At 71.5% G+C, this 21,716-nt stretch carries 23 protein-coding genes; 17 read left to right on the top strand and 6 right to left on the bottom strand.

The annotated features are described in order from the left end of the window. The first annotated feature begins 13 nt into the window (after positions 1-13). The 3 genes from OG524_RS29865 (at position 14) to OG524_RS29855 (ending at position 2,963) form a co-directional block, all read left to right on the top strand. Positions 14-802 (top strand): CoA-transferase subunit beta, encoded by a 789-nt coding sequence (locus OG524_RS29865; protein WP_405812518.1) that lies wholly within the window; start codon positions 14-16, stop codon positions 800-802. A 64-nt stretch (positions 803-866) separates the two neighbouring features. Next, the gene (locus OG524_RS29860) at positions 867-2,438 is read left to right on the top strand and encodes a 3-hydroxyacyl-CoA dehydrogenase (RefSeq protein ID WP_405812004.1); all 1,572 of its coding nucleotides are present in this window, start codon (positions 867-869) and stop codon (positions 2,436-2,438) included. 99 nt (positions 2,439-2,537) lie between these two features. After that, the gene (locus tag OG524_RS29855) at positions 2,538-2,963 is read left to right on the top strand and encodes a VOC family protein (RefSeq protein ID WP_405812003.1); all 426 of its coding nucleotides are present in this window, start codon (positions 2,538-2,540) and stop codon (positions 2,961-2,963) included. On the opposite strand, the gene OG524_RS29850 is transcribed toward OG524_RS29855, so the two are convergent. Both OG524_RS29850 and OG524_RS29845 read right to left on the bottom strand, forming a co-directional pair. Further along, the gene (locus OG524_RS29850; protein ID WP_405387612.1) at positions 2,873-3,661 is read right to left on the bottom strand and encodes a DUF6597 domain-containing transcriptional factor; all 789 of its coding nucleotides are present in this window, start codon (positions 3,659-3,661) and stop codon (positions 2,873-2,875) included. The two genes, OG524_RS29855 and OG524_RS29850, sit on opposite strands and share 91 nt — an antisense overlap. A gap of 28 nt (positions 3,662-3,689) precedes the next feature. Beyond that, positions 3,690-4,910, bottom strand: coding sequence for a YihY/virulence factor BrkB family protein (locus tag OG524_RS29845; protein ID WP_405387613.1), 1,221 nt, complete (start codon positions 4,908-4,910; stop codon positions 3,690-3,692). Between the two features lie 17 nt (positions 4,911-4,927). Here OG524_RS29845 and OG524_RS29840 point away from each other — a divergent pair, with 17 nt between their 5' ends. The 14 genes from OG524_RS29840 (at position 4,928) to OG524_RS29775 (ending at position 18,438) form a co-directional block, all read left to right on the top strand. Next, positions 4,928-6,565 carry an acyl-CoA dehydrogenase family protein gene (locus tag OG524_RS29840; protein WP_405387614.1) on the top strand — a complete coding sequence of 546 codons (1,638 nt, stop codon included), beginning with the start codon at positions 4,928-4,930 and terminating at the stop codon, positions 6,563-6,565. A 266-nt stretch (positions 6,566-6,831) separates the two neighbouring features. After that, positions 6,832-8,124, top strand: coding sequence for a GAF domain-containing protein (locus tag OG524_RS29835; RefSeq protein WP_405387615.1), 1,293 nt, complete (start codon positions 6,832-6,834; stop codon positions 8,122-8,124). A gap of 47 nt (positions 8,125-8,171) precedes the next feature. After that, positions 8,172-8,864, top strand: a complete 693-nt coding sequence (locus tag OG524_RS29830) for a GNAT family N-acetyltransferase (RefSeq protein WP_405812002.1) — start codon at positions 8,172-8,174, stop codon at positions 8,862-8,864. Between the two features lie 123 nt (positions 8,865-8,987). Continuing rightward, on the top strand, positions 8,988-9,074 hold the full coding sequence (locus OG524_RS29825; protein WP_384498101.1) for a putative leader peptide: 87 nt from the start codon (positions 8,988-8,990) through the stop codon (positions 9,072-9,074). A gap of 113 nt (positions 9,075-9,187) precedes the next feature. Next, positions 9,188-10,885 carry a nitrite/sulfite reductase gene (locus OG524_RS29820; protein ID WP_405387617.1) on the top strand — a complete coding sequence of 566 codons (1,698 nt, stop codon included), beginning with the start codon at positions 9,188-9,190 and terminating at the stop codon, positions 10,883-10,885. Next, positions 10,882-11,061 carry a hypothetical protein gene (locus OG524_RS29815; protein ID WP_405387618.1) on the top strand — a complete coding sequence of 60 codons (180 nt, stop codon included), beginning with the start codon at positions 10,882-10,884 and terminating at the stop codon, positions 11,059-11,061. The genes OG524_RS29820 and OG524_RS29815 overlap by 4 nt, the downstream gene beginning before the upstream one ends. Beyond that, the gene (locus tag OG524_RS29810) at positions 11,058-11,774 is read left to right on the top strand and encodes a phosphoadenylyl-sulfate reductase (RefSeq protein ID WP_405812001.1); all 717 of its coding nucleotides are present in this window, start codon (positions 11,058-11,060) and stop codon (positions 11,772-11,774) included. The genes OG524_RS29815 and OG524_RS29810 overlap by 4 nt, the downstream gene beginning before the upstream one ends. Continuing rightward, on the top strand, positions 11,774-12,343 hold the full coding sequence (gene cysC / locus OG524_RS29805) for an adenylyl-sulfate kinase (protein ID WP_384498067.1): 570 nt from the start codon (positions 11,774-11,776) through the stop codon (positions 12,341-12,343). Before OG524_RS29810 ends, cysC begins: the two co-directional genes overlap by 1 nt. After that, complete coding sequence (cysD, locus tag OG524_RS29800; protein WP_405387620.1) at positions 12,340-13,275, top strand: sulfate adenylyltransferase subunit CysD; 936 nt, start codon at positions 12,340-12,342, stop codon at positions 13,273-13,275. Before cysC ends, cysD begins: the two co-directional genes overlap by 4 nt. Before the next feature lies 1 nt (position 13,276). Beyond that, positions 13,277-14,623, top strand: a complete 1,347-nt coding sequence (locus tag OG524_RS29795) for a sulfate adenylyltransferase subunit 1 (RefSeq protein WP_405387621.1) — start codon at positions 13,277-13,279, stop codon at positions 14,621-14,623. A 234-nt stretch (positions 14,624-14,857) separates the two neighbouring features. After that, positions 14,858-15,973 (top strand): aliphatic sulfonate ABC transporter substrate-binding protein, encoded by a 1,116-nt coding sequence (locus OG524_RS29790; protein ID WP_405387622.1) that lies wholly within the window; start codon positions 14,858-14,860, stop codon positions 15,971-15,973. 49 nt (positions 15,974-16,022) lie between these two features. Beyond that, positions 16,023-16,814: an ABC transporter ATP-binding protein gene (locus tag OG524_RS29785; protein WP_405387623.1), complete on the top strand. Its 792-nt coding sequence runs from the start codon at positions 16,023-16,025 to the stop codon at positions 16,812-16,814. Next, positions 16,801-17,679, top strand: coding sequence for an ABC transporter permease (locus OG524_RS29780; protein ID WP_405387624.1), 879 nt, complete (start codon positions 16,801-16,803; stop codon positions 17,677-17,679). The genes OG524_RS29785 and OG524_RS29780 overlap by 14 nt, the downstream gene beginning before the upstream one ends. Before the next feature lie 6 nt (positions 17,680-17,685). After that, on the top strand, positions 17,686-18,438 hold the full coding sequence (locus OG524_RS29775) for a sirohydrochlorin chelatase (protein ID WP_405387625.1): 753 nt from the start codon (positions 17,686-17,688) through the stop codon (positions 18,436-18,438). On the opposite strand, the gene OG524_RS29770 is transcribed toward OG524_RS29775, so the two are convergent. The 4 genes from OG524_RS29770 to OG524_RS29755 form a co-directional block, all read right to left on the bottom strand. Then, on the bottom strand, positions 18,428-19,078 hold the full coding sequence (locus OG524_RS29770; protein WP_405387626.1) for a DsbA family protein: 651 nt from the start codon (positions 19,076-19,078) through the stop codon (positions 18,428-18,430). The genes OG524_RS29775 and OG524_RS29770 overlap by 11 nt on opposite strands. Before the next feature lie 199 nt (positions 19,079-19,277). Next, a complete protein-coding gene (locus tag OG524_RS29765; RefSeq protein ID WP_405387627.1) occupies positions 19,278-20,198 on the bottom strand; it encodes a S1 family peptidase in 921 nt (306 codons plus the stop codon). A gap of 591 nt (positions 20,199-20,789) precedes the next feature. After that, entirely contained in the window at positions 20,790-21,173 is a 384-nt protein-coding gene (locus tag OG524_RS29760) for a DUF4440 domain-containing protein (RefSeq protein WP_405387628.1), read from the bottom strand. Continuing rightward, positions 21,166-21,714 carry a DUF1697 domain-containing protein gene (locus tag OG524_RS29755; protein ID WP_405387629.1) on the bottom strand — a complete coding sequence of 183 codons (549 nt, stop codon included), beginning with the start codon at positions 21,712-21,714 and terminating at the stop codon, positions 21,166-21,168. Before OG524_RS29755 ends, OG524_RS29760 begins: the two co-directional genes overlap by 8 nt. Positions 21,715-21,716: the final 2 nt, after the last annotated feature.

The following is a 21,716-nucleotide window of genomic DNA, read 5'->3' as shown; positions in this document are numbered from 1 at the left end:
CAAGGAGCGGGCCATGACGACCACCACCACCACGGACCGGCCGGACACCGTCACGTCCTCGGAGCTGCTGTCCGTCGTCGCCTCCCGGGAACTGGCCGCGCGCCGCACGGTGTTCGCCGGGATCGGGCTGCCGACGCTCGCCACCGAGCTGGCCCATCTGACGGTCGCCCCGCAGATCGAGGTGGTGTACGAGTCCGGGGTCTGCGGCGCGCACCCCTCGCACCTGCCGGAGACCATCGCCGACGCCGTGCTCATCTCGGGCGCGGAGGCCGTGCTGTCCATGCCGGCGCTGTTCGGCTGTGTGCTGCAGGGCGGCCACATCGACGTGGGCTTCCTGGGCGCCGCGCAGATCGACCGGTGGGGCAGTCTGAACACCTCCGTGATCGGCGACTGGGAGAGCCCTCAGGTGCGGCTGCCCGGATCGGGCGGCGGTATCGAGGTGATGGCCAACTCCCGTGAGGTCTTCGTGGTGATGCGCCGTCACAATCCGCGCTCCTTCCCGGAGTCGCTGGACTTCTGCACGACTCCGGGCCCGGACCGCGCGCTCGCGGAGGGCATCCGGCCGCTGGGTGCCGGCGTCACCCGGGTCATCACGGAGCTGGGCATCCTGGCCCGCGCGGGCGTCGGCGAGGAGCTGCGGCTGATCGCCGTGCACCCGGGTGTGACGGTCGAGCAGGTCCGGGAGGCGACCGGCTGGGAGCTGAAGGTGTCGGACGAGGTCGGGACGGTACCGCCGCCGACCGATGCGGAGATGCGGCTCCTGCGGGAGGACGTCGACCCCGGTCGCGTCTATCTTCGCTGAGGACACTCCACCGATCCCGGAGAGCACTCCGCCGATCCCCACCCCCGAGAGGACCGTAACTGCCATGCGTATCAGGATCGTCGGCGCCGGAGCCATGGGCCGCGGTATCGCCCAGTGGGCGGCGGCCGGCGGACACACCGTCGAGCTGTGCGACGTCCGGCCGGAGGCGGTGACAGCGGCCGTCGGCTTCGTACGGTCCATGCTGGAGCGCGCGGTGGACAAGGGGCGGATGTCCGCCGGGGACCGGGACGCGGCCCTGGAGCGGCTGGTCCCGCTGGAGGACCCGTGGGCGCCGGGCCCGGACGTCGAGCTGGTCGTCGAGGCCGTGCGGGAGGACCTGGACACCAAGGCGGAGGTGTTCGGGAAGCTGGAGCAGGCGCTGCCGGCCTCCGCCGTCTTCGCGACCAACACCTCGTCCCTGTCGGTGACCGCGATCGCGGCCACGCTGGCGGACCCGTCGCGGCTGGCGGGGCTGCACTTCTTCAACCCCGTACCGCTGATGAGGATCGTCGAGGTCGTGCCGGGTGCCGCGACGCGTCCGGAGATCCCGCCGGCCCTCACCGCGCTGGTCGAGAGCTGCGGCCACCGCGCGGTCACCGTCGCCGACACCCCGGGCTTCCTGGTCAACCACGCCGGACGCGGTCTGGTGACCGAGGCGCTGGCCCTGCTGGAGGAGTCGGTGACCGACCCCGCCGGCATCGACCGCATCGCCCGGGACGTGCTGGGGCTGCGGATGGGCCCGTTCGAGCTGATGGACCTCACCGGGCTCGACGTGACGGCGGCGGTGATCGATTCCATCTGGCAGGGCTTCCGCCACGAGGACCGGCTCCGTCCCTCGTACCTGACCCCGAACCGGGTGACCGCGGGACTGCACGGGCGCAAGACCGGGCGGGGCTGGTTCGCGTACGGCGCCGGGGCCCCGTCACCGGCGGCCGAGCCTCCGGTGACCGGTGACGCGGACCGGCCGCTGTTCGTGGCCGGCCCCGAGGTCTCCGGCTCCGCCGCGCTCCGCGAGGTCCTCGCCGCCGCGGGGGCCTCCGTCGAGACCGGCGCCGAGCCATCGGCCGGCGCGATCGTGCTGGTGCCGGTCTGGGGGACCACCGTGGCTTCGGCCGTGGCCTCGCTGGGGCTGCCCGCCGGGCGCACCTTCGGTGTGGACCCGCTGCCCGCGGCGGGGCGCCGCCGGGTGCTCGCGGTGACACCCGCCGCCGACCCGGCCGCCGCGCGGGACGCACGCGCGGTGCTGGCCCGCGCGGCGGACGGCGAGGAGCCGTACGCCGTGTCCGTGGTCCGGGACACGGCGGGCTCGGTGGCACAGCGGCTGCTCTCCTCGGTGGTGTCGGTCGCCGCGTCGATCGCGGAGCGCTCGCTCGCCGCCCCGGCGGACATCGACCTGGCGGTGACGACCGGGCTCGGCTACCCGGTGGGGCCGCTGGCCTGGGGTGACCGGATCGGCGCCGCCCGGATGCTGGAGCTGCAGCGGTCCCTGCACGCCACGACCGGCGACCCGCGCCACCGCCCGACCCGCTGGCTGATGGAACGGGCCCAGCTGGGCCTGGAGCTGACGGACCCGGGCACCTCGCCGGAGGCGTGCGTGGACCCGGGCACCTCGCCGGACGCCCGCGTGGGCCTGTGAGACAGGGTGCGGCGGGCGGCCCTGACCGCTGCCCGCCGCACCCGCACGGATGACCGTTCCGTACAAGACGGCGTGGGGCCGCCCGCTTAGGTTCGGACCATGACTCCACGACTCGACGCGATCTCCGTCACCACCGCCGACCTGGCCGTTTCGCTAGCCTTCTACCGCCGGCTCGGGCTCGACATCCCGGCCGGCGCCGAATCCGCACCCCATGTCGAGGTGACCCTCCCGGGCGGGCAGCGGCTGCTGTGGGACACCGAGGACGTCGTCCGCTCCTTCGACCCCGGCTGGACCCCTGCGGCGAAGGGCGGCGAGCGGCTCGGCCTCGCGTTCCTCTGCGACGGCCCGGCGGAGGTCGACTCGGTGTACGCGGAGCTGACCGCGGCCGGTCACGAGGGCCACCTCGAACCCTGGGACGCCGTCTGGGGGCAGCGTTACGCGGTCGTCCTGGACCCCGACGGCTGCGCGGTGTCGCTCTTCGCGCCGAGCGCACCCGGCACACCGGACGCACCGGACGCCTCCTGACCCAGTCCGGCCAGATAGCCGCCGAGGGTCGTACCGGTCAGGTTCCGCACCTCACGGGCCAGGTGGGCCTGGTCGGTGCAGCCCGCGGCGTGCGCGGCCTCGGCGTAGGGCGTCCCGGCCCGTACGAGGGCCAGGGCCCGCTGCAGCCGCAGGATCCTGGCCAGCGTCCTGGGCCCGTAGCCGAACGCGGCCAGCGAGCGGCGGTGCAGCTGGCGGGTACCGAGACCGGCGGCACGGGCGGTGGCGGCGACGGAGTGTCCCCGCTCCAGCCGGCCGGCGACGGACACCATGAGCGGGTCCGGCGGTTCCGTGCCGGCCGCCCTGCTCAGGACGACACCCTCCAGCGCGGCGGCCGGGTCGTCGGCCTCCGCCATCCGCTCGGTGAGCCTGCGGACCTCCGCGCCCCGCCAGAGCGTGTCGAGGGTGACCCGCCGGTCGCGGAGTTCGTACGCCGGTACGCCGAGGAGTGCGGGCGCCGTGCCGGGGGCGAACCTGATGCCCGCGCAGAGCCCGTCGCCGGTGTCCGCCACCTGGACGGCGTGGGTGTCCGGTCCCGCGACGAGCAGCCGGCCGGCCGCCCAGACCAGGTCCATACAGCCGTCGGGCAGCACCGGCCGCCCGGGGCCGCGTGGCCCGTGCCAGGTCCAGGCGAGCGCACCGCTCCACGCGGTCGCCCGCTCGGTGTACCGCCCGCTCATGACCGCGAGGCCGGGGAGCGTCGCACAGCTACCGGCCTTCCTGGTCCCCGGTGGTCCTCCCGGATATCCCGAGGTCCTTGGCGTCCTTCGCGTCCCGCGCGTCCTTCGTGTCCCGGGAGTCCTTCGTGTTCTTCGTGTTCTGGCCCGCGTGCAGCCGGGACTTCACGTCGTCCGGGGGCAGGAAACGCGACCAGCGCTCCGGGAATTCGGACGGCATGCAGATGTCCTCCTCGTCGTCCGCGTAGGCGTCCCAGTGCGCGGTCTGGGCCCGGGCGACGAGTTCCGCGGCCTGCGCCGCGCGCACCCGCTCCGTGGCCGCTCGCGCCGCGGCCGTGGCCAGGGACGGCCACACATGGTCGATCGCGGCGTTCACCGCGGCACCGACGAGCACGGCGAAAGCGGAGATACCTATCCAGAGCAGGACAGCGATGGGCGCGGCCAACGAACCGTAGATCGTGGGACCTTCGACCGTGCTGGTGAGGTAGATCCGGAGCAGGAAGCTGCCCATCACCCACATCGCGAGTGCCACGAGCGCCCCGGGGACGTCCTCCAGCCACGGCGAACGGACGGGCACGGACACGTGGTAGAGCGTCGTCAGGAACGCGATGGACAGCAGTATGACCAACGGCCAGTACAGGACGGCGAGTACCTCGGTGCCCCACGGGACGAACTCCACCACCCGGTCGGGACCGACCACCAGCAGCGGCAGCACCACCGCCCCCAGCAGCAGCGCGACCACGTACAGCAGGAAGGCGACCAGCCGGGTCTTGACGATGCCGCGGTGTCCGTCGAGCCCGTACATCACGGTGATGGTGTCGATGAAGACGTTCACCGCGCGGGACCCCGACCAGAGGGCGATCGCGAAGCCGATGGAGATGACGTCGGGGCGCGCCCCGTTGGTGACGTCGTCCATCAGCGGACGGGCGATGTCGTTGACGCCCCGCTCGGACAGCACCGTCTGCACGGCGCCCAGGATGTTGCGCTCGATGGAGGCGACCGTGGTGGTGGCCGTCCAGTCGTCGACGTAGCCGAGCAGACCGATCAGGCCGAGCAGCAGCGGGGGCAGGGACAGCAGCGTGAAGAACGCCGCCTCGGCCGCGAGGCCCAGGATGCGGTACTCGATGCACGAGTTGACCGTGTCCTTGAGCAACTGCCACGCCATCTGGCGCTTGGACACGTTGCGGTAGAGGACTCGAGCCCGGTGGAGCCGACCCGGTGGGCGCTCGGGTGTTTCTTTTGCTGCCTGCACCTCCTTACCGTATCGGCATGGCAGCAACCACCCACACAGTGACCAACCAGGTCCCGCCGCTGGTCGGCTATGACGTCTTCGCCGCCGACCGCGCCCTGTCGGAGGCCGTCGAACGGCATCTGGAGCCCGGAATCCTCACCGAGGCGCGCGGGGAACTCGGGGCGCTCGGCCTCTCCGCGGGCTCCGCGCAGGCCCAGACGTGGGGTGCGCAGGCGAACGAGAACCCGCCGAAGCTGCGTACCCACGACCGGTACGGGAACCGCATCGACGAAGTCGAGTTCCATCCGGCCTGGCACCGGCTGCTGGGGCACGCGGTCTCGGCGGGTCTGACCGACGCCTGGGGCAGGCCGGGCGGGCATGTCCGGCGGGCGGCAGGTTTCCTGGTCTGGACGCAGGCCGAGGCGGGCCACGGCTGCCCGCTGTCGATGACCCACGCGGCCGTCCCGGCCCTGCGGACCGATCCGGCGCTGGCCGCCGAATGGGAGCCGCTGCTGACCTCGCACGTGTACGAGGAAGGGCTACGGCCCGCCGCGGGGAAGGCCGGTGTGCTCTTCGGGATGGGCATGACGGAGAAGCAGGGCGGCACCGATGTGCGTGCCAACACCACCCGGGCCGAGGCGCTCGCCGCCGACGGGGAGTATCTGCTCACCGGCCACAAGTGGTTCTGCTCGGCACCCATGTCCGACGGGTTCCTGGTGCTGGCCCAGGCACCGGGCGGGCTGAGCTGCTTCCTCGTCCCGCGTGTCCTGCCCGACGGCGCCCGTAACGTGTTCGCGGTCCAGCGGCTCAAGGACAAGCTGGGCAACAGGTCCAACGCCTCCGCCGAGGTCGAGTTCGACGGGACCTGGGCCCGCCGGGTCGGCGAGGAGGGGCGCGGGGTGCGCACCATCATCGAGATGGTTGCGGCGACCCGGCTGGACTGCGTGGTCGGTTCGGCGGCCCTGATGCGGCAGGCGGTGGCGCAGGCGATCCATCACACCGCGTACCGCAGCGCGTTCGGCGGGCTGCTGATCGAGAAGCCGCTGATGCGCAACGTGCTGGCCGATCTGGCCCTGGAGTCGGAGGCGGCGACGACGCTCGCGCTGCGGCTGGCCGCCGCCTACGACGCGGACACGGAGGCGGAGCGCGCCTTCCTGCGGATCGCGGTCCCGACCGCCAAGTACTGGGTGACGAAGCGGTGCGGCGCGGTGGTCGGCGAGGCCCTGGAGTGCCTCGGCGGCAACGGGTACGTGGAGGAGTCCGGGATGCCCCGGCTGCTGCGCGAGGCCCCGCTCAACTCGATCTGGGAGGGCTCGGGCAACGTACAGGCGCTCGATGTGCTGCGGGCCCTGCAGCGTGAGCCGCAGGCGCTCGACGCCTTCCTGCGGGAGGTGGGGAAGGCGCGCGGTGCCGATCACCGGCTCGACGCGGCGATCAAGGACCTGCTGACCGAGCTGGCGGATCTGGACGCGGTCGAGGCGCGGGCCCGGCGGCTGGTGGAGCGGATGGCGCTCGTGCTGCAGGGCTCGCTGCTGCTGCGCTGGGCGCCGCCCGAGGTGGCGGACGCGTTCTGCGCCTCACGGCTGGGCGGGGACTGGGGTTCCGCCTTCGGGACGCTGCCGCACAGCCTGGACCTGGCCTCGGTCGTGGAGCGGGCGCGGGCCCAGGAGCGGTAGTCCGCCGGCGGGGAAACGACGGAGGGTGGTGCTGCGCCGACACGGCACCACCCTCCACGCTTCTGCACCACCGCGCGGCGGGGTCGAGGACTCCGCGTACGGCGTCCGGACATCCTCGTACGGTCCGCGCCCCGCCACCAGAGTTGCAAAGGGTTGCAACCATTGTGTGGAGTGCCGGGTAGCGGGACCCTCGGCACGGGAGGATGGGTCTCCGGGTGCGGTGCCCCGTTCCGGATCGGGCCCACGTTCCATTGGGGGAATCCGTCATGGAAACAAACCCCGTCGCGGCGCCGCGACCGGCGGCCGGACCGTATGCGGCGGTGACGACGCGCCTGGTCCACCGGGCCCGGGAGGCCAGGCTCGCGGGTGAGCGCGCGGCGGCCGGACCGCGCGCGGAGATCGACGCGTCCTGGGACCGGGTGCTGCGCAGCGGTGTCGATCCCGAGCGGTCGGCGGAGGGCAGGCTGCTGGGGACGGACGAGATCGAGCACCGGCGCAGGAGCACGCCCCTCGGCGAGGTGATGCCGCTGCTGCGGGACGGGCTGGCCGGCATCGCGGACACGGTGCAGCAGATCATGGTCGTCACCGACGACGAGGGCCGGGTGCTGTGGCGCCAGGGCAACACGGCCGTGATGCACCGGGCCAAGGACATCCGTCTGGAGGAAGGTGCCGCCTGGGCGGAGTCGGCGACGGGCACCAACGCCATCGGTACCGCGCTCGCCATCCGTGCCCCCATCCAGGTCCACTCGGCCGAGCACTTCGTCCGCACCCTGCACAGCTGGACCTGCGCGGCGGCGCCGGTGCGCGATCCGCGCGACGGCCGGCTGATGGGCGTCCTCGACATGAGCGGTCCGGCGTCCACCTTCCATCCCACGACGCTGGCCCTGGTCGGCTCGGTCGCCGCGCTCGCGGAGAGCGAGCTGCGGAACCGGCACCTGAGGGCGATCGAGCGGCTGAGGTCGGTGGCGGCCCCGATCCTGTGCCGGCTGGGCGGCCGGGCCCTGGCGGTGGACCGCCACGGCTGGCCGGCCGCGGTCAGCGGGATGCCGCCCGTGGACCGGCTGCCGCTGCCGAAGGCGATGCGGCCGGGCCGGGTGTGGCTGGCGTCGCTCGGGATGTGCCGGGTGGAACCGTTGCCGGGCGGCTGGCTGGTGCAGGTCGCGGACGGCTCACCGGACGGGCCGCCCCGGCGGGTGGTGCTCGACCTGAGCCGCGAGCGGAGGCTCACCGTCCATGTGGCGGGGCCGGTGGGTACCGTCTCGCGGCAGCTGTCGCCGCGTCACGCGGAGCTGCTGTACGCGCTGGCCCTGCACCGGGAGGGGCGGACCGCGGCGGAGCTGGCCCAGGACCTCTTCGGCGACCCGACCAGGACGGTGACGGTGCGGGCCGAGATCTCGCGGATACGGCGCCATCTCGCGGAGGTGCTCGCGCACCGCCCGTACCGCTTCGGCGAGGACGTGGAGGTGGAGGTGATCCACCCGGAGCTGCCGGCCGACCTGCTGCCCCGCTCGACGGCTCCGGTGGTGGTCAGGACACGTACGTCGGTGGGCCCGGCCTGAGCCCGCCCGGATTGGGCGGCGGGCGGGCGGCATGATTTTCTGGCGCCATGAGCAACCCCCTGCACCCCTCCGGTCCCCCGTGTCCGACCGCTCCGGCCTCCCCCGCGCCCGCCTGTGCCGCCGCCGGGGACCTCGTCCCCGGGGCTCCCGCTTCCGGGGCTCCCACCTCCGAGGTGACGATCTGGTCCCTGGAGCAGACGTCGCCCGCCGATCTGCGCGCCGCGGCCGCTCCCCCGGCCGGGGTGCGGATCGTACGGTCCGGGACGCCGCTGCCCGAGTTCAGCCGGTTCCTCTACACCGCGGTCGGCGGCGACGTCAGCTGGACCGACCGGCTGGGCCTGACGTACACCCAGTGGCAGGAGATCCTGGAGCGGCCGGGCGGCGAGACCTGGGTGGCGTACGAGCACGGGACGCCCGCCGGATTCATCGAGCTCGACTCGCAGGAGGGCGGCGTGGTCGAGATCGCCTACTTCGGGCTGATCCCGGCCTTCCGCGGCCGCCGGATCGGCGGCCATCTGCTGTCGTACGGAGTGGCGCGCGCCTGGGACCTCGCCGAGCGCCATCCCGCGCGGATGCCCACCGAGCGGGTGTGGGTGCACACCTGCTCCGACGACGGCCCGCACGCCATGGACAACTACCTGCGCCGCGGTTTCCGGCTCTTCGACACGCGCACCGAGCGGGAGCCGGACACGGTCCACCCGGGCCCCTGGCCCGGTGCCTACGGCGAGTCCTCATACTGACGGAAGCGCCTCGTCGGCGGTCCGGATGTGGCGGACACCACAGCGTCTCACATTTCGGGACCATCTCGTCCACATAATGGATCGTGGTGGACTGGCCCAAGATTCGCGTGACACGCTTCCGTCATGTCTGGAACTGGAATTGCCTTGGTGAGTCGGCGGCACGTCGACCTCGGCCGCATGTCCAGCGCCATCTGTCCGGCCCGCCGATAGTCCCCGGCACCGCCGAGAAACCAGATCTCCCGTACCACCCTGCGCACCGCCGCGCCTCACGCGAGTGTGCAGTTCAAAGCCGCCCTCCTGCAGTCCCGAAGGACGTATTTGCCATGGCCGCCAACCCTGAACAGCCTGCTACCGCCACGCCCCGCCGTAAGGCCGGCCGGCACCGTGGCGAAGGTCAGTGGGCCATGGGTCACTTCACCCCTCTCAACGGGAACGAGCAGTTCAAGAAGGACGACGACAGTCTCAACGTGCGGACACGCATCGAGACGATCTACTCCAAGCGCGGCTTCGACTCCATCGACCCGAACGACCTGCGCGGCCGTATGCGCTGGTGGGGCCTCTACACGCAGCGCCGGGCCGGTATCGACGGCGGCAAGACCGCGGTGCTGGAGCCCGAGGAGCTCGAGGACTCGTACTTCATGCTGCGGGTGCGGATCGACGGCGGAAGGCTGACGACCGCGCAGCTGCGGGTGATCGGTGAGATCTCCGAGCAGTACGCGCGGGGTACCGCCGACATCACCGACCGGCAGAACGTCCAGATGCACTGGATCCGCATCGAGGACGTGCCGGCGATCTGGGAGAAGCTGGAGGCCGTCGGGCTCTCCACGACCGAGGCGTGCGGCGACTGCCCGCGTGTGATCATCGGTTCGCCCGTGGCGGGCATCGCCGCGGACGAGATCATCGACGGCACGCCGGCGGTGGACGAGATCCACGAGCGGTACATCGGCAGCCCGGAGTTCTCCAACCTGCCGCGCAAGTTCAAGACGGCGATCTCGGGCTCCCCCGTCCAGGACGTGGTGCACGAGATCAACGACATCGCCTTCGTGGGCGTCGACCACCCCGAGCACGGCCCCGGTTTCGACGTCTGGGTCGGCGGCGGTCTGTCCACGAACCCGCGGCTGGCCGAACGCCTGGGCACCTGGGTCCCGCTGGACGAGGTCCCCGACGTGTGGGCCGGAGTGGTCGGCATCTTCCGCGACTACGGCTACCGCAGGCTCCGTACCCGCGCCCGTCTGAAGTTCCTGATGGCCGACTGGGGTCCCGCCAAGTTCCGCCAGGTGCTGGAGGACGAGTACCTCAAGCGCCCGCTGCTGGACGGCCCCGCCCCCGCCGAGCCCTCCTCCCGCTGGCGTGACCACATCGGCGTCCACGAGCAGCAGGACGGCCGCTTCTACGTCGGCTTCGCACCGCGCGTCGGCCGGGTGGACGGCTCCACCCTGGCCAAGATCGCGGAGCTGGCCGAGGCGCACGGCTCGGGCCGGGTACGCACCACCGTCGAGCAGAAGATGATCATCCTCGACGTGGAGCCGGACCAGGTCGAGTCCCTGTCCGCCGGTCTGGAGGCCCTGGACTTCCAGGTGAAGCCGTCCACGTTCCGACGCGGCACGATGGCCTGCACCGGCATCGAGTTCTGCAAGCTGGCGATCGTCGAGACGAAGGCGCGCGGAGCCGCGCTGATCGACGAACTGGAGCGCCGCCTGCCGGACTTCGAGGAACCGCTCACCATCAACATCAACGGCTGCCCCAACGCCTGCGCCCGCATCCAGACCGCGGACATCGGTCTCAAGGGGCAGCTGATGCTGGACGCCGAGGGCAACCAGGTCGAGGGCTACCAGGTGCACCTCGGCGGTGCGCTCGGTCTGGAGGCCGGCTTCGGCCGCAAGGTCCGCGGCCTGAAGGTCACCTCGGCCGAACTCCCCGACTACGTCGAGCGGGTGCTCGGCCGGTTCCAGGAGGAGCGCGAGGACGACGAGCGCTTCGCCACCTGGGCGGCCCGCGCCAGCGCGGAGTCCCTGTCATGAGCGGGCGGGCCGCGCCGTTCTACTGCCCGTACTGCGGCGACGAGGACCTGCGCCCGCACGAGGCCGGGCACGGCGCCTGGGAATGTGCTTCCTGCAACCGCGCGTTCCAGCTGAAGTTCCTGGGCCTGCTGGCCCACGGACTCCGGCGCGACGACGTGGAAGGCGAGGGGACATGACGGACACGCTGCAGGCGGACGGGCTCACCGACGAGGCCCTGAGGGAGCTGGCCGAGCGGGCGGGGCACGAGCTGGAGGACGCCTCCGCGCTCGACATCCTGAAGTGGGCGACCGACACCTTCGGCCCGAAGTTCTGTGTCACCTCCTCGATGGAGGACGCGGTCGTCGCGCACCTCGCCGCCCGTGTCGCCCCGGGGGTGGACGTGGTGTTCCTCGACACCGGCTACCACTTCGAGGAGACGATCGGCACCCGGGACGCGGTGGACGCGGTGATGGACGTCAACGTCATCACGCTGACCCCGCGCCGGACGGTGGCCGAACAGGACGCCGAGCACGGGCCGAAGCTGCACGACCGCGACCCCGACCTGTGCTGTGCGCTGCGCAAGGTCAAGCCGCTGGAGGAGGGCCTGACCGCGTACGGCGCCTGGGCGACCGGCCTGCGCCGCGACGAGTCCCGGACCCGGGCGAACACCCCGGTGGTCGGCTGGGACGAGACGCGCCGCAAGGTCAAGGTCTCCCCGATCGCCCGCTGGACCCAGGACGACGTGGACGCGTACGTCGCCGAACACGGCGTACTGACCAACCCGCTGCTGATGGACGGTTACACCTCCGTCGGCTGCGCGCCCTGCACCCGTCGGGTGCTGGAGGGCGAGGACGCACGGGCCGGACGCTGGGCCGGGCGCGGGAAGACCGAATGCGGACTGCACGGCTGATGACGACTGATCAGGAGATATCGATGAGCGTGACGGAGACGGGAGCAACCGTCTGGCTCACCGGTCTGCCGAGCGCGGGCAAGACCACCATCGCCTACGAACTGGCGGGCCGGCTGCGTGGCGAGGGCCACCGCGTCGAGGTCCTGGACGGTGACGAGATCCGGGAGTTCCTCTCCGCGGGCCTCGGCTTCTCCCGCGAGGACCGGCACACCAACGTGGCCCGGATCGGCTTCGTCGCCGGGCTGCTGGCCGCCAACGGCGTGAAGGTCCTCGTGCCGGTCATCGCGCCGTACGCCGACAGCCGTGACGCGGTGCGCAAGCGGCATCTGGCCGAGGGCACCGCGTATCTGGAGGTGCATGTCGCGACTCCCGTCGAGGTGTGTTCCGTACGCGATGTGAAGGGGCTGTACGCCAAGCAGGCGGCGGGCGAGATCAGTGGTCTCACCGGGGTCGACGACCCCTACGAGGCACCCGAGTCGCCGGATCTGCGGATCGAATCGCACCAGCAGACCGTGCAGGAGTCCGCAGCGGCGCTCAACGCGCTGCTCATCGAGAGGGGCCTGGCGTGAGCACCGTCGCCACCGTGCCGGAAGGCACCGTCCACCCGTACGCGCTCAGCCACCTCGACTCCCTGGAGTCCGAGGCGGTGCACATCTTCCGTGAGGTCGCGGGAGAGTTCGAACGGCCGGTGATCCTTTTCTCCGGCGGCAAGGACTCGATCCTGATGCTGCACCTGGCGCTGAAGGCGTTCGCGCCGGCGCCGATACCCTTCACGCTGCTGCACGTCGACACCGGGCACAACTTCCCCGAGGTCCTCGAATACCGCGACCGGACGGTGAAGGAGCACGGGCTGCGCCTGCACGTCGCCTCCGTCCAGGAGTACATCGACGCGGGCAAGCTCCGCGAGCGCCCCGACGGCACCCGCAACCCGCTGCAGACGGTCCCGCTCACCGAGGCCATCCAGCAGCACCGCTTCGACGCCGTGTTCGGCGGCGGACGTCGCGACGAGGAGAAGGCGCGGGCCAAGGAGCGCGTCTTCTCGCTGCGCGACGAGTTCTCCCAGTGGGACCCCCGCCGCCAGCGCCCCGAGCTGTGGCAGCTCTACAACGGCCGGCACGCCCCGGGCGAACACGTCCGCGTCTTCCCGATCTCCAACTGGACCGAGCTGGACGTCTGGCAGTACATCGAGCGCGAGGGCATCAAGCTCCCGGAGATCTACTTCGCCCACGAGCGCGAGGTCTTCAACCGCTCCGGCATGTGGCTCACCGCGGGCGAATGGGGCGGCCCCAAGGACCACGAGAAGGTCGAGACCCGCCAGGTCCGCTACCGCACGGTCGGTGACATGTCCTGCACCGGTGCCGTCGACTCCGACGCCACCACGCTGGACGACGTGATCACCGAGATCGCCGCCTCCCGGCTCACCGAGCGGGGCGCCACCCGGGCCGACGACAAGATGTCCGAGGCCGCGATGGAAGACCGCAAGCGCGAGGGGTACTTCTAAGATGACCACCACTGTCGAGCAGCTGTCCACCACCACCCTGCTGCGGTTCGCCACGGCCGGGTCGGTCGACGACGGCAAGTCCACCCTCGTCGGGCGTCTCCTGCACGACTCCAAGTCGGTCCTCACCGACCAGCTGGAAGCCGTCGCGCTGGCCTCCGCCAACCGTGGCCAGGAGGCGCCGGACCTGGCGCTGCTGACCGACGGGCTGCGGGCCGAGCGCGAGCAGGGCATCACCATCGACGTGGCCTACCGCTACTTCGCCACGCCCCGCCGCCGGTTCATCCTGGCCGACACCCCGGGCCATGTGCAGTACACCCGGAACATGGTCACCGGCGCCTCCACCGCCGAGCTCGCCGTCGTCCTGGTCGACGCCCGCAACGGCGTCGTCGAGCAGACCCGCAGGCACGCCGCCGTGGCCGCGCTCCTGCGCGTCCCGCACGTCGTGCTCGCCGTGAACAAGATGGACCTCGTGGAGTACGCGGAGCCCGTCTTCGCCAGGATCGCCGAGGAGTTCACCGCGTACGCCGCCTCTCTGGGCGTCCCCGAGATCACCGCGATCCCCATCTCGGCGCTGGTCGGCGACAACGTCGTGGAGCCGTCCGAGCACATGGACTGGTACGGCGGCCCGACGGTGCTGGAGCACCTGGAGTCCGTGCCGGTCAGCCACGACCTGACCGAGTGCCCGGCGCGCTTCCCCATCCAGTACGTGATCCGCCCGCAGACCACCGAGCACCCCGACTACCGGGGTTACGCCGGGCAGATCGCCTCCGGCGTGCTGCGGGTCGGCGAGAACGTCACGGTGCTGCCCTCGGGCCGTACGTCGACGATCGCCGGGATCGACTCGCTGGGTGAGAGCGTCGGCATCGCCTGGGCACCGCAGTCCGTGACGCTGCGACTCGCCGACGACCTGGACATCTCGCGCGGTGACCTGATCGCGCCCGCCGCCGACGCCCCGGACACCACCCGGGACGTCGAGGCGACCGTCTGCCACGTCGCCGACCGGCCGCTCACCGTGGGCCAGCGGGTGCTGCTCAAGCACACCACCCGCACGGTCAAGGCGATCGTCAAGGACATCCCCTCGCGGCTCACGCTGGACGACCTGTCCCAGCACCCCGCGCCGGGGCAGCTCGTCGCCAACGACATCGGCCGCGTCGTGGTCCGTACCGCCGAGCCGCTCGCGCTCGACGCCTACGCGGCCTCCCGGGGCACCGGTTCGTTCCTGCTGATCGACCCGGCCGACGGGACGACCCTGACGGCCGGCATGGCGGGCGCCTCGTTCGCCGCCGTCACGGCCGAGGACACCACGGCCGCCGGCACGGCCGCAGAGGACGCGGAGTGGGACTTCTGATGGGTATCGACTTCTTCTCGACCTTCGCGAAAGAGGGCGGCCGTGTCGGCAGCGGCGCCCTCGGCAGCGGCCAGGGCGGGGTCGGGCGATGTGCGTGATGACGTACGCGCACTGCCTGCGCGCCCGCTCGCACCAACCGCACCACCAGTTGAGACGAAGACCTGCCGACCACCCGGCCGCGCCCCCTGGCTTCAGAGGGACGTGAGCACCGGGCCACCGAGAGGAAAGCCTCCCGTGTCTGCCCCCCGTACCACCGTTCGCCGCAGCATCGCCGCTGCCGCCGCTCTGCCGTTGCTCGCCGTGGCGCTCACCGCCTGCGGCTACGGCTCCGAGGCGAAGGACGACGACGCCAAGACGTCGAACGTCTCCGCCGGCGGAAAGAAGCTCTCGGCGGACAGCGTGAAGATCGGTTACTTCCCGAACCTCACGCACGCCACCGCCCTGGTCGGTATCCAGGAAGGCCTCATCGCCAAGGAACTGGGCGGAACCACGGTCAAGCCCTCGACGTTCAACGCCGGGCCCTCCGAGATCGAGGCGCTCAACGCGGGATCGATCGACATCGGCTTCATCGGCCCCTCCCCCTCGATCAACGGCTTCACCAAGTCCCAGGGCAAGAACCTGCGGATCATCAGCGGTTCGGCGTCCGGCGGAGTGAAGCTGGTCGTCAACCCGAAGAAGATCAAGACTCTGGACGACCTCAAGGGCAAGAAGATCGCCACCCCGCAGCTGGGCAACACCCAGGACGTGGCGTTCCTCAACTGGATCTCCGAGAAGGGCTGGAAGGTCGACGCCCAGAGCGGCAAGGGCGACGTCTCCGTGGTCCGCTCCGACAACAAGGTGACGCCGGACGCCTACAAGTCGGGTTCCCTGGACGGCGCCTGGGTCCCGGAGCCGACCGCGTCCAAGCTGGTCGCCGAGGGCGGGAAGGTCCTGCTCGACGAGTCGACGCTGTGGCCCGCCGACAAGTTCGTGATCACGAACATCATCGTGTCGCAGAAGTTCCTCTCCGAGCACCCGGACGTCGTCGAGGCGGTCCTGCGCGGCACGGTGAACACCAACAAGTGGATCAACGCCAACCCTGACGAGGCGAAGGCGTCGGCCAACGCCGCGCTCAAGGAGCTGAGCGGCAAGGAGCTGCCCGCCGAGGTCCTCGACCCGGCGTGGGAGTCCATCCAGATCACCGATGACCCGCTGGCCGCGACGCTCCAGTCGCAGGCGGACCACGCGGTCAAGGCCGGTCTCCTGGAGAAGCCCGACCTCAACGGCATCTACGACCTGAAGCCGCTGAACAAGATCCTCAAGGCCGAGGGCCGGCCCGAGGTCGCCGACGCCTCTCTCGGCGTCAAGTAACCCACCCGGTCCGTAATCGGATTCCCAGGATTCCCAGGAGGTGACGACCATGGCGACCAACACGCTCGCCAAGGCCGAGGACCGTACCGTGGTCGAGCACGCCGCTCGCATCACACACGTATCCAAGTCCTTCGCCGGACCCACGGGGCAGCAGCTCGTCCTGGACGACATCACGCTCGATGTCGCTCCGGGCGAGTTCGTCACCCTCCTGGGAGCTTCCGGGTGCGGTAAGTCGACGCTGCTCAACCTGGTGGCCGGACTCGACCGCCCGACCGCGGGGTCCATCGAGACCCCCGGCGGGCGGCCGGCCCTGATGTTCCAGGAGCACGCCCTGTTCCCGTGGCTGACCGCGGGCAAGAACATCGAACTGGCCCTGCGGCTGCGCGGGGTACCCAAGTCGGACCGCCGTACGGAGGCGGAGCGGCTGCTCGAACTCGTGCGCCTGGGCGGGTCGTACGGGAAGCGGGTGCACGAGCTCTCGGGCGGCATGCGGCAGCGGGTGGCGATGGCCCGTGCGCTCGCCCAGGACAGCCAGCTGCTGCTGATGGACGAGCCGTTCGCGGCGCTCGACGCCATCACCCGCGATGTGCTGCACGACGAGCTGACCCGGATCTGGCGCGAGACGAACGCCTCGGTCCTCTTCGTCACCCACAACGTGCGCGAGGCGGTGCGGCTCGCGCAGCGCGTCATCCTGCTCTCGTCGCGGCCCGGCCGGATCGCCCGGGAGTGGAAGGTCGACATCGAGCAGCCGCGCCGCATCGAGGACACCGCCGTGGCGGAGCTGTCCGTCGAGATCACAGAACAACTGCGTGGGGAGATCCGCCGTCATGGCCAGCACTGACACCAAGTCCGACGATCTGGCCGGGCTGGAAGCCGGGCTGGACGCGCTGGACGCCGTCCAGGTGCGGCGGACCCCGGCCCGTGAGGTCCTGCTGAACAAGGTCCTGCCGCCGATCGTGGCGGTGGTCCTGGTCGTCCTGGTCTGGCAGGTGCTGGTCTGGGCGAAGGTCACCGAGGACTACAAGCTGCCGCCGCCCTCCGCGGTGTGGAACAGCGTCGCCGACATGTGGGCGCAGGGGACGCTGCTGGAGGTCGTCTGGACCAGTGTGTCGCGTGGTCTGCTCGGCTTCCTGATGGCCGTCGCCATCGGCACCCCGCTGGGTCTGCTGGTGGCGCGGGTGAAGCTGGTCCGCGCGGCGATCGGCCCGATCCTGTCCGGGCTGCAGTCCCTGCCGTCGGTGGCCTGGGTGGCGCCGGCCGTGATCTGGCTGGGGCTCAACGACTCGATGATGTACGCGGTGATCCTGCTGGGCGCCGTCCCGTCCGTGGCCAACGGACTGGTCTCCGGTGTCGACCAGGTGCCGCCGCTGTTCCTGCGGGCGGGCCGCACGCTCGGTGCGACCGGGCTCCGCGGGACCTGGCACATCGTCCTGCCTGCCGCTCTGCCGGGTTATCTGGCGGGTCTCAAGCAGGGCTGGGCGTTCTCCTGGCGCTCGCTGATGGCCGCGGAGATCATCGCGTCCTCGCCCGATCTGGGGCTGGGACTCGGCCAGTTGCTGGAGAACGGCCGGAACAACTTCGACATGCCGGGGATCTTCCTGGCGATCCTGCTCATCCTGTTCGTCGGTATCGCGATCGACCTGCTGATCTTCAGTCCGCTGGAGCGGCGGGTGCTGCGCGGTCGCGGTCTCCTGGTCAAGAGCTGAGTCGCCATGTCCGCTCCCGTCCTCCTCGTCATCGCCCACGGCAGCCGCGATCCGCGGCACGCGTCGACCGTGCACGCGCTCACCGCGCGGGTGCGGTCGCTGCGGCCCGGGCTGCGCGTGGAAACGGGCTTCCTGGAGTTCAACGCCCCTTCCGTGCCCAGGCTGCTGGAACGCCTGGCCGCGGAGGGGGTGGGTGAGGTCGTCGCGCTCCCCCTGTTGCTGACCCGGGCCTTCCACGCCAAGTCCGACATCCCGTCGGTTCTGCGGGAGGCCCGGACCCGGCTGCCGAGGCTGGCCGTCCGGCAGGCCGAGGTGCTGGGCCCGTCGCCGCTGTTGAACGCGGCGCTGGAGCAGCGGCTGTACGAGGCCGGGGTCACCCCCGGCGACAAGGGCTCGACCGGGCTGGTCCTGGCATCGGCGGGCTCCACGGACCCGGAGGCGATCGCAGTGATCGCTGAAATCGCGCGGGAGCTGCGGCACACCGGTTGGTGCGCCGTGCGGCCTGCGTTCGCCTCCGCATCTCTTCCCCGCACCGCCGATGTGGTGCGGGCCCTGCGGGCCGACGGCGTACGGCGGGTGGCGGTGGCCCCGTACGTCATCGCGCCCGGGAGGCTGCCCGACCGGATCGCCGAGGGCGCGGCGGAGGCCGATGTGCTGTCCGGCGTCCTGGGCCCGTCCCCGTACCTCGCCCGGCTGCTGCTGGACCGGTACGACGAGGCGCGCGTCCCGGCGGCCGGGCTGCGGTCGCTCAGCGCGTGACGGGCGGCCGGCCCGTGTCGAGCCGGCCCGTGCGGGTGCGCTTCAGCTCGAAGAAGTCGCTGTGGCCGGCCAGGACGCGGAAACTGTCGAAGAGCAGTGCCGCCTCCTCCCCGCGCGGGGAGGAGTTGAGGACCGGACCGAACCACACGGTGCCGTCGACGTGGATCGTGGGCGTGCCGACGTAGGAGTCCGCCGCGGGGTCCTTGCCCCGGTCGTGGCTGCGGCGCACCGCGCCGTCGTACGTCTCCGAGTGCGCGGCCGCGGCGAGGTCCGCGGGCAGTCCCAGTTCGGCCAGGGACTCGGCGGTGACGGTGTCGTAGTCCTCGTCGCCCTGCTGGTGGATGCGGGTGCCCAGGGCGGTGTAGAAGTCGCGGAGGATGCCGGGCCCGTGCTCCTGTGCCGCAGCGGCGGCGACGCGTACCGGACCGATCGACTTGTCGACCAGCTCGCGGTACCAGGCGGGGAGTTCGTTGCCCTCGTTGTGCAGGAACAGGCTCATGACGTGGAAGCGGAGCTCGATGTCGCGCAGCCGCTCGACCTCCAGCATCCAGCGGGAGGCGATCCAGGCGAACGGGCAGGCGGGGTCGAAGTAGAAGTCGACGGCCGTCCTGCTCGCCGCGGGGGCTTCGTGGGTGCTCATGGCAGGAGCCTAGGGATCCGCCCGCCTGCTCTTCTGGTCCAATCACCCGCTGCTCGGGCGGGCCATTCCGGAACCCTCGGGGGAAGGGGGTGAGGCGTACACGGCAACGGGCCGCGCTCGGGGAGCGCGGCCCGTCGGGGGTGAGCCGGGTCGTGGCGTGGTGCCCTGCCTCCGGAGTGTCCGGAGGTCTGTCCGGGGTTTAGAAGACGCTGACGCCGTAGGCGTTCAGCGCCTCGACGACGGGCTGGAAGAACGTGGTACCGCCGGAGGAGCAGTTGCCGCTGCCGCCCGAGGTGAGGCCCAGCGCCGTGCTGCCGGCGAAGAGCGAGCCGCCGCTGTCGCCGGGCTCGGCGCAGACGTTGGTCTGGATCATGCCGTAGACGACGTCGCCGCCGCCGTAGTTCACCGTCGCGTTGAGACCGGTGACGGTCCCGCTGTGCACGCCGGTGGTGGAGCCGCTGCGCTTCACGGCCTGGCCCACCGAGGGGTTGGCGGCCGAGGTGATGTCCTGGTAGCTGCCGTTGTAGAGGTAGACCCGGCCGTCCGCGTTGGCGGAGTTGGAGTGCCGGATGAGCCCGTAGTCATTGGTGGGGAAGCTGGTTCCGGCACGCGAACCGAGGGACGAGGTCTGCCCCGAGTTGGTGTACCAGGTGCTGCTGATCTCGGTGCAGTGACCGGCGGTCAGCACGTAGTACGTGCTGCCGCTGCGGACGTTGAAGCCGAGGGAACAGCGGCCGCCGCCGCTGGCGTAGATGGCCTGGCCGCCGGCGATCAGCTTGTTGAAGGTGCCCGGGGTGTGCTTGAGGTCGATCTTCGCACCGGAGTCGGTGACCGACTTCTTGATGGTGGCGATCTCGGTGGCGGAGACCGTGCTGTCGACGGTCACGACGACCTTGCCGGTGCTCGCCTCGGTGTACCAGGCGGTACCGGCGATGTCGGCGCCGCGCACGGCGGAGCTGGCGTCGGCGAGTTCGGCCTTCGTCACCGTGGTGTCCGGCACGGCCTGGGCGACCGCGGTCGGGGCCGCAAGCGCGACGGCGGTGACCAGACCGGAGGTCACGGCGATGAGCCGTGCACGTCTGGAGATGGAGCCGAGGGGGGCGAGGCGCTTGAAGGTCACAGGATCCTCCGTCGATGGGGGGAATCACGGTCCGCTGGGTAGGCGGGCCGGGGGCGTACGGCTGTCCGCAACCAGTGGGTTCTGGTCGTGGACCTGCCAACCGCACCCCCGAATCCTTGACTTCACTTGATCCGGTGGCAAGGTCGGCTTCCGGACCGCGGCGGAGAGCGGACAGTGGACTCCGATACGCGACCGGGTGAGCTCCGAACACCGGTGTCCGCTCACCGAACAAACACCGGCGGCGAATTGCAGCAAACCGCGAAGGGCGGCCGGGACCTCGGGTCATAGCGCCGGGCGTCGCTATCACACACACCGCCACCGCCCGGGAACCGGCCGCGCACGGCCCGGACCGGGCCCCGTGGGAGCGCGCCCATTCCGCCGACTTCCCGCTGAATTGCCCGGGCCCACCGGATGGCCGGAATCCGTCCTTCCGGCGAGAACCGGCCTGTTAGGGGGCCCGGATCGGCCCGGATCAGACCGGGTCCGCGCTCTTGCGCACGCGCCGGGGCATGTGCAACGCCCCGACGCGCCCCCGCACAGGGGCCTCCGGCCGTATACGGGCCCAGGCGTGCACCCGTTCGCCGACGTCTTTCAGACCTCGGCGAACGGGTCGTCGATGAACGGCGTCCCCTGGTGGAAGTAGAGCAGCCAGCCGCTCCCGGTCAGCCGCCAGAGCGAACTGCGGTGGGAGCGCAGCCCCTTGGACTCCGTGTCGAAGGTGAGGTGGACCAGGTCGGCGGCGAGCCGCTCCCCCCGCATCCGGAACGCGGTCAGCGGGCCCGGCCGCGGCGCGTCGGCGGCGGTGAGCGCGCCGATGATGGCGTCCCGGTCCCAGATCCGGCCACTGGTGCCGATCTCGCGGAAGTCGGGGTGGAGCATCGTGGCCAGCAGGTCCGCCGAGGCCCGTACCACCGGGTCGAGGAGCCGGAGCTCCGCCTCGATGGCTGCCGCCACGGCGGGCGAGGGCTCAGTCACGCGTCATCTCCACAAGTTCGGCCACGGTGTTCCAGTTACGGGAGGTCCCCACGAGGCCGCGGTTGAGGGCGGGCCGCGCGAGGGCCTCGGCCAGTTTGGAGCGGCCGAGTCCGTCGGGGGCGTACAGATAGAGGGCACGGTCACCGAGCCGGAATTCCTCGGGCCGGAAGGCGGCGGCGTCGACCGGCGCGAAGCGGCCGGCGTCGACGGGCCCGTCGAAGAAGGTGACGTGCAGTTGCCTGCCCTCGAGTTCGGCGGCCGGGAACGGGCACGCGTCGGCCAGTGCCGCGAGGTACCCTCCCGTGCGGACCAGACAGTCGACGGGGAATCCGAACCGGTCCTCGACGGCCCGTTCCAGCTCGGCGGCCAGGGAGTTCTCGTCACCCGACGCGCTGCCGAACACGGCGTTCCCGCTCTGCAGGTACGTGGCGACGCCTTCGTACCCCAGCTCACCCAGCAGCGTCCGGAGTTCCGCCATGGGGACTTTTCGGTGGCCGCCGACGTTGATCCCGCGCAGCAGCGCCGCATACCTCGTACTCATGC

The sequence above is a fragment of the Streptomyces sp. NBC_01520 genome, from assembly GCF_045040375.1.
Taxonomy (GTDB): Bacteria; Actinomycetota; Actinomycetes; order Streptomycetales; family Streptomycetaceae; genus Streptomyces.
Note: the sequence above shows the minus strand (reverse complement) of the source record. Positions and strands in the feature narration are given on the sequence as shown.

What these genes read in the sequence shown, in the direction of transcription:
- OG524_RS29865 (WP_405812518.1), top strand. Translation starts at nt 14, where the DNA reads ATGACGACCACCACCACCACGGACCGGCCGGACACCGTCACGTCCTCG.
- OG524_RS29860 (WP_405812004.1), top strand. Translation starts at nt 867, where the DNA reads ATGCGTATCAGGATCGTCGGCGCCGGAGCCATGGGCCGCGGTATCGCC.
- OG524_RS29855 (WP_405812003.1), top strand. Translation starts at nt 2,538, where the DNA reads ATGACTCCACGACTCGACGCGATCTCCGTCACCACCGCCGACCTGGCC.
- OG524_RS29850 (WP_405387612.1), bottom strand. Translation starts at nt 3,661, where the DNA reads ATGAGCGGGCGGTACACCGAGCGGGCGACCGCGTGGAGCGGTGCGCTC.
- OG524_RS29840 (WP_405387614.1), top strand. Translation starts at nt 4,928, where the DNA reads ATGGCAGCAACCACCCACACAGTGACCAACCAGGTCCCGCCGCTGGTC.
- OG524_RS29835 (WP_405387615.1), top strand. Translation starts at nt 6,832, where the DNA reads ATGGAAACAAACCCCGTCGCGGCGCCGCGACCGGCGGCCGGACCGTAT.
- OG524_RS29830 (WP_405812002.1), top strand. Translation starts at nt 8,172, where the DNA reads ATGAGCAACCCCCTGCACCCCTCCGGTCCCCCGTGTCCGACCGCTCCG.
- OG524_RS29825 (WP_384498101.1), top strand. Translation starts at nt 8,988, where the DNA reads ATGTCTGGAACTGGAATTGCCTTGGTGAGTCGGCGGCACGTCGACCTC.
- OG524_RS29820 (WP_405387617.1), top strand. Translation starts at nt 9,188, where the DNA reads ATGGCCGCCAACCCTGAACAGCCTGCTACCGCCACGCCCCGCCGTAAG.
- OG524_RS29815 (WP_405387618.1), top strand. Translation starts at nt 10,882, where the DNA reads ATGAGCGGGCGGGCCGCGCCGTTCTACTGCCCGTACTGCGGCGACGAG.
- OG524_RS29810 (WP_405812001.1), top strand. Translation starts at nt 11,058, where the DNA reads ATGACGGACACGCTGCAGGCGGACGGGCTCACCGACGAGGCCCTGAGG.
- cysC (WP_384498067.1), top strand. Translation starts at nt 11,774, where the DNA reads ATGACGACTGATCAGGAGATATCGATGAGCGTGACGGAGACGGGAGCA.
- OG524_RS29795 (WP_405387621.1), top strand. Translation starts at nt 13,277, where the DNA reads ATGACCACCACTGTCGAGCAGCTGTCCACCACCACCCTGCTGCGGTTC.
- OG524_RS29785 (WP_405387623.1), top strand. Translation starts at nt 16,023, where the DNA reads ATGGCGACCAACACGCTCGCCAAGGCCGAGGACCGTACCGTGGTCGAG.
- OG524_RS29780 (WP_405387624.1), top strand. Translation starts at nt 16,801, where the DNA reads ATGGCCAGCACTGACACCAAGTCCGACGATCTGGCCGGGCTGGAAGCC.
- OG524_RS29775 (WP_405387625.1), top strand. Translation starts at nt 17,686, where the DNA reads ATGTCCGCTCCCGTCCTCCTCGTCATCGCCCACGGCAGCCGCGATCCG.
- OG524_RS29770 (WP_405387626.1), bottom strand. Translation starts at nt 19,078, where the DNA reads ATGAGCACCCACGAAGCCCCCGCGGCGAGCAGGACGGCCGTCGACTTC.
- OG524_RS29755 (WP_405387629.1), bottom strand. Translation starts at nt 21,714, where the DNA reads ATGAGTACGAGGTATGCGGCGCTGCTGCGCGGGATCAACGTCGGCGGC.